Source organism: Flammeovirga sp. OC4, from assembly GCF_000812565.1.
Classification (GTDB): domain Bacteria; phylum Bacteroidota; class Bacteroidia; order Cytophagales; family Flammeovirgaceae; genus Flammeovirga.
Genome location: NZ_JTAM01000121.1, coordinates 1 through 5310, shown reverse-complemented (window position 1 = coordinate 5310; position 5310 = coordinate 1). Strand labels below are relative to the sequence as shown.

Sequence of the window (5310 nt, the reverse complement as noted above, 5' to 3'; positions counted from 1 at the left end):
CATAACTGATGAGTTATGAGACAGCCTCTCTTAGCACTAATTTATAGATTGATTATATTTTCATCTCCTTTTTTAATTACAAATGATTTTTGAATCTCGCTTGATAGATCATTTTGCTTTACAAATTCAAGTAGTAATCTACCCAGAATTTCATGATCGTCACCGTGCATTTCATGGATAAAACCTGTTTTGCCTTTTTTTCCGAAAAGATCATAGAAATGATTGTCTTTTTTACCGTTTACAACTTGATTATCTGCATTAAAAATTGTCTTTAAAGACATAATGGCTTTCTCGAGATTATCATCTCTAAAGTTATGCCATCTTACAAAATTTAGAATCTTATTGTTTTTACCTACAGGTTTAAATCTATTCTTTATCTTTCTCTTCCATTTAGGATCATATTGGCTAAAAGCATCTTCCAGAAGAGTTAAATCTATCTTTTTCTGTGGGTTTAACCTACTAAATAATGTTCCATAAAATGCTCCTCGCATATTGGCAATATAAGACTCTGGAATATCCTCAAAAGGCTCCTCTGCTATACCCAACAACCTCCAATAATTATCTTTAGCATAATTTGCACTAATTTTTGGTACTATCAATCGAAGTAATTTATTAGGAAAACGGAGTACTAATTCAGAAGTCACTCCCTCAAAATCATCAATCTTAGTACATGCCTCATCAAGTGTTTTTTCGTATTTTTCATCTTTGAGTAATTCAAAAATTGAAGCACTATTGAAATCCCATCTTAAATGCTTTTTGGCCTTCTTGAATTTACTTCCGAAAGTCGATTTCATTTTAATGGTGATTGAATGTTCTAGATCAGAATACTTTAGTACTTCTTGAGGTTCAGTAGTGATAACATCATAATCAAAAATAACGCTTCTTGAGTAATCCTTATGATATTTCTCTTGCGTAAAATTCTTGGTAACGCCAAAGTCAATTTCCCTAAGGTCTTTATCTCCCTTATATATTGTTTCTTTGACGTCAATTTCAGTTGAACGACTTCTTCCAACTCCCCACTTTCCTAGTCTTAAAGAGAAATTAAATTGATGAAGTTTATTTTCTCTTTCTATTCCCAAGAACTCTTTCACATTCACAACGTCTTCTAAATCTGAATGCTGAAAATGATCGATTTTAAAGGTCAGCAACTCTTTTAAATTATTAGAAATCGTGGCTTTATCCGTTTCAAAAGTAATAAGTGATTGAGAAGATTTTAACTTTCTAATTGCATAGGACATTTCCGCCACTAAAGTTTCGTTCAGTGTTTCAGAGATACTTTCCTTATGATCAGAAACGGTCTTTTTTATTTCTTCATATTTATCCTTGATCTCATCGAGGTACTCAATATCATCTGTACCTAATAATCGCTCACCTAATTTTTTAAGTTTTTCAATATTATCATCATTAACATATTGATCTATATTGTCAAAAGTATCTCCCAAATAACCTTCATAGTACTCGTTGATTAACTTTTCTACAGCATTCTTACTTTCAGATGTCAAACTAAAGGACAGTTTTCCAGCCAATTTCCCTTCGACAACTTTTTCCTTCAATTTAGAGATTTGAACTATTACCTTTCCATCAGGTTTAACTCTTAAACACGTTTCATAATCTCCAAGCCTCTTCATTTCAAAAGAAAGCTTTAAATCTGTATTTACCTTAAAAAGAAAGTTGTTATCAATTAGAGTTGTTGAAGGATTGAGAATTGTTGACATCAACTCAACAACATCAACACTAAAGTTTAGTCCTACACCAGCATCAAAAGCAAAACGAACGCCTTCATTTTCCCCTAAATTTTGAATGTAATCATTCGTTAGAATGTGTTTAAAATTAGCTAAATCATTACTTACAGCCTCCTTGGTTGTTACATTGAGGTCGTGCCATTTTAAAAAGGATAATTTTGCACTTGCAGAAGTGTTTGCTTTTAATGTAAAAATATCTTTAATCGAAGTAGAACCTTTAGCCTTTAGGTTGGCTGCCAATTGATATTCTATCATTGAAGATGAATTCAATAATGTACTGATATCTTCTCCACACCCTACATTTTTCAAACTTAAAGATTTTTTACCCTCCTCATCAAAATCATCCTTATCATTATAAACATTGATTTTTAATCCAGCATCAGTTGTCAGTTCTAAATTTACTGCATTGTTAAAAACAGACAATGGAAATTGTTGTGTGTCATCAAAAGAAATGTCTTCTAAAGAAAATTCCTTTTTGTCTAACAATGTGTCGTCACTAAATACCTTTAAGGTTGATGGCAAAATTGATTTTAAATCCATGGATCTAATGTTGTTAAATGAAAAATATTTTGGTACAATTTCCCTATTTGGTCTAGTTACTTCGTAGTCTACTTTGCTAATTATATACACCTACAAACCCAGTCATCAAAGAGTGAAGATGATAAAAACGTATCGTTCTGAACACATTTTCAAGAGATTAAAAGAGTGGAATTTGTGGAAGTAGTTTGATTAGAAAAAGCTGGTCTCATAATTAATTTGTTTTAGTCAATATAAGACTTTGGTTTAAGTAAATTGAAGTAGCATACATAGGGGTTGCTAAACATACAATGAAAATTAGCTTGTCATTTGCTGTTTATTTCTCTTTCAATTTAAATACTTTTTTTGATTATAAAAATGTAATACTAATTATTAATTGCTATAACATTTTGCATACATTAAAATGACAGGAATGGTATTCAGCTCACAATGTATTAATAATAAAACCTCAACGGCTAAATCACTTTATTCAAACAATTTAATCGTTGAGGTTATTAAATAGAAAACCGTATTGTTTAGCAAATTACTCTAGTTCGCTAAAACGGGAGTTTCTTTTGGTGATACAGATCTGATATCAATGATATCGTTCACAACTTGAGTGGTCAATGCTTTGATGCCTTCAAAATCTATATTCCCTAAAGCATCCTTTACAATAAGATTTGATCCAATTCCCACACAATGTGCTCCGGCTTTCAACCAAGAGGCAATGTTCTCTTTCTCAGTCGTCACTCCTCCTGTAGGCATGATGGTAGACCAAGGGCATGGTGCTTTCACTCCTTTTATAAAACCTGGACCGCCTACTTGTGCTGCTGGGAATACTTTTACTAACTCTACGCCTAACTCTTCTGCTCTACCTATCTCTGATACCGATCCGCATCCTGGGCTTACTGCCACTTTTCTGCGGTTACAAATCTTAATTACTTCTTCATTTAAAAGAGGGCAAACGATAAAATCCGCACCCATCTGAATGTATAAGCCTGCAGTGGTTGGGTCTACAATAGAGCCAATTCCTAACATCATTTCAGGAAGTTCTTCTCTAACATAATCCAATAAGGCTTGAAAGATGATATGTGCTCCATCTCCTCTATTGGTAAATTCAAAAACTCTACATCCACCTTCATACGTAGCCTTCAAAACTTGTTGGGCGACCTCTATATCTTTATGAAAGAAAACGGGAACCATACCAATTTCACCCATTTTCTGTATTACTTCAATTCTTGAAAACTTTGCCATTTGTTACTACTTTTATGTCTTTATTGTAAAGGGCTTCTCTCCGTCAAACACACACAAAACAAGACAGAGATTAGCCCTTACATTCAATCTTTTATTGTTTTATATGAATAAGGACTAGGGAATAAAAATGCTTTATATTTATAGTTCTGAAAATGTTTTTTAGGTGGTTCGTGAGACGCAAGGCATTGCGTCTCTACAGAGGGTAAACTTTCAATTTGATGAATTACCAAATTGAAAAAATACTATACCTCATACCTCTTCCCTCTCACCTGTTACCTCTTACCTAAAACACCTCTTCCATTATAATTCTAGATCTGAGAAAGCATATTGCTTGATATTGTTATAGCAAATGTCTTGCACCAAGCTACCGACCCAATTGATGTCATTAGGGATCAACCCTTTCTCAATATCATTCCCTAATAGGTTGCAAAGTGTTCTTCTGAAATACTCATGCCTTGGGAAAGAAAGGAAACTTCTTGAATCAGTGAGCATTCCTACGAATTTGCTTAGCAAGCCAATGTTAGAAAGCGTGTTGATTTGCCATTCCATGGCTTCCTTCTGATCTAAAAACCACCAACCAGAACCCAGTTGAATTTTACCTGGAGTGATCCCGTCTTGGAAATTCCCCACTAATGTTCCCATTGGATAGTTGTCAGCTGGGTTAAGATTGTAAATGATGGTTTTCGGCAATTGTCCTTTTAAATCCATATCACTCAAAATCTTTGAAAGTGGAATCACATGATTGCTATCAGAAATGGAATCGAAACCTGTATCTGGACCTAAATTTTTAAATTGTCTTTCAGAATTATTTCTTAATGCTCCAACGTGTAACTGCATTACCCAACCTAAACGGTGGTACTCTTTACCCATTTCGATCAATAAATGCTTTTTGTATGCATTTTGATCTTCTTTGGTCAACGTTATTCCTTTTAATGACTTCTTAAAAATACCTTCCACCTCTTCAATTTCAGCCTCACCCGTGGGTACTTCTGATAAACTATGATCAGACATTTTACAACCCACCGCATTGAAGTGAGCCATTCTATCTTTCAATACTTCCAGTAAGATTTCATATGAAGTAATCTCTTTGCCTGCCACTTCTTCCAAGCGACTAACATAGTTTAGAAAGTCTTTCCCTTTTTCAATTCCTAATATATTATCAGGTCGCCATGTCGGGCATACCATGGTCACTTTGTTTTCCTTGTTATTTTTCTGGTGGTCCTCTAAAGTATCTAAAGGATCATCTGTAGTCCCTACTAACTTTACATTTTTTTGAGCTAATAGATTTCTACAACTGTTTTCCGGAAGTTGTAATAAATTGGAAGTTTGATCATACACTTCATTCGCTGAAGATGAAGAAAGTAAAGTATCAAGATTGAAATAAGTCTTCAGTTCTAAATGCGTCCAGTGAAATAACGGGTTTCTTAGTGTATGTGGGACAGTTGCCGCCCATTTCATAAATTTCTCCTTTTCAGATTTATTTCCCGTTATGTATTCTTCACTGACACCATTCGCTCTCATCGCTCTCCACTTGTAGTGATCTCCTTCCAACCACGCTTGCGTGATGTTCTGATATTGTCTATCCTCTGCAATGTCTTTCGTTGAAAGATGATTATGGTAGTCTATGATGGGCATATCCTTCGCATAATCGTGGAAAAGCTGTTTAGCGTATTGATTTTCAAGAATGAAATCTTCGTGTATAAATGGTTTCATGTTAGTATTTTCTTATACGACACGATCAAATTTCACGAGTGTATGTCTGTAATGTTTGAGTAAGAATTACGAAAAGTGGTTTTTG

3 protein-coding genes are annotated in these 5310 nt (G+C 34.0%); all 3 read right to left on the bottom strand.

What is annotated here, in order from left to right:
- Positions 1–41 precede the first annotated feature (41 nt).
- Positions 42–2282 (bottom strand): hypothetical protein, encoded by a 2241-nt coding sequence (locus tag PL77_RS29135; protein ID WP_044213355.1) that lies wholly within the window; start codon positions 2280–2282, stop codon positions 42–44.
- A 525-nt stretch (positions 2283–2807) separates the two neighbouring features.
- Positions 2808–3512, bottom strand: coding sequence for a bifunctional 4-hydroxy-2-oxoglutarate aldolase/2-dehydro-3-deoxy-phosphogluconate aldolase (locus tag PL77_RS29130; RefSeq protein WP_044213352.1), 705 nt, complete (start codon positions 3510–3512; stop codon positions 2808–2810).
- Positions 3513–3812: 300 nt separating this feature from the next.
- Positions 3813–5225 carry a glucuronate isomerase gene (gene uxaC / locus PL77_RS29125; RefSeq protein WP_044213351.1) on the bottom strand — a complete coding sequence of 471 codons (1413 nt, stop codon included), beginning with the start codon at positions 5223–5225 and terminating at the stop codon, positions 3813–3815.
- Positions 5226–5310 lie beyond the last annotated feature (85 nt).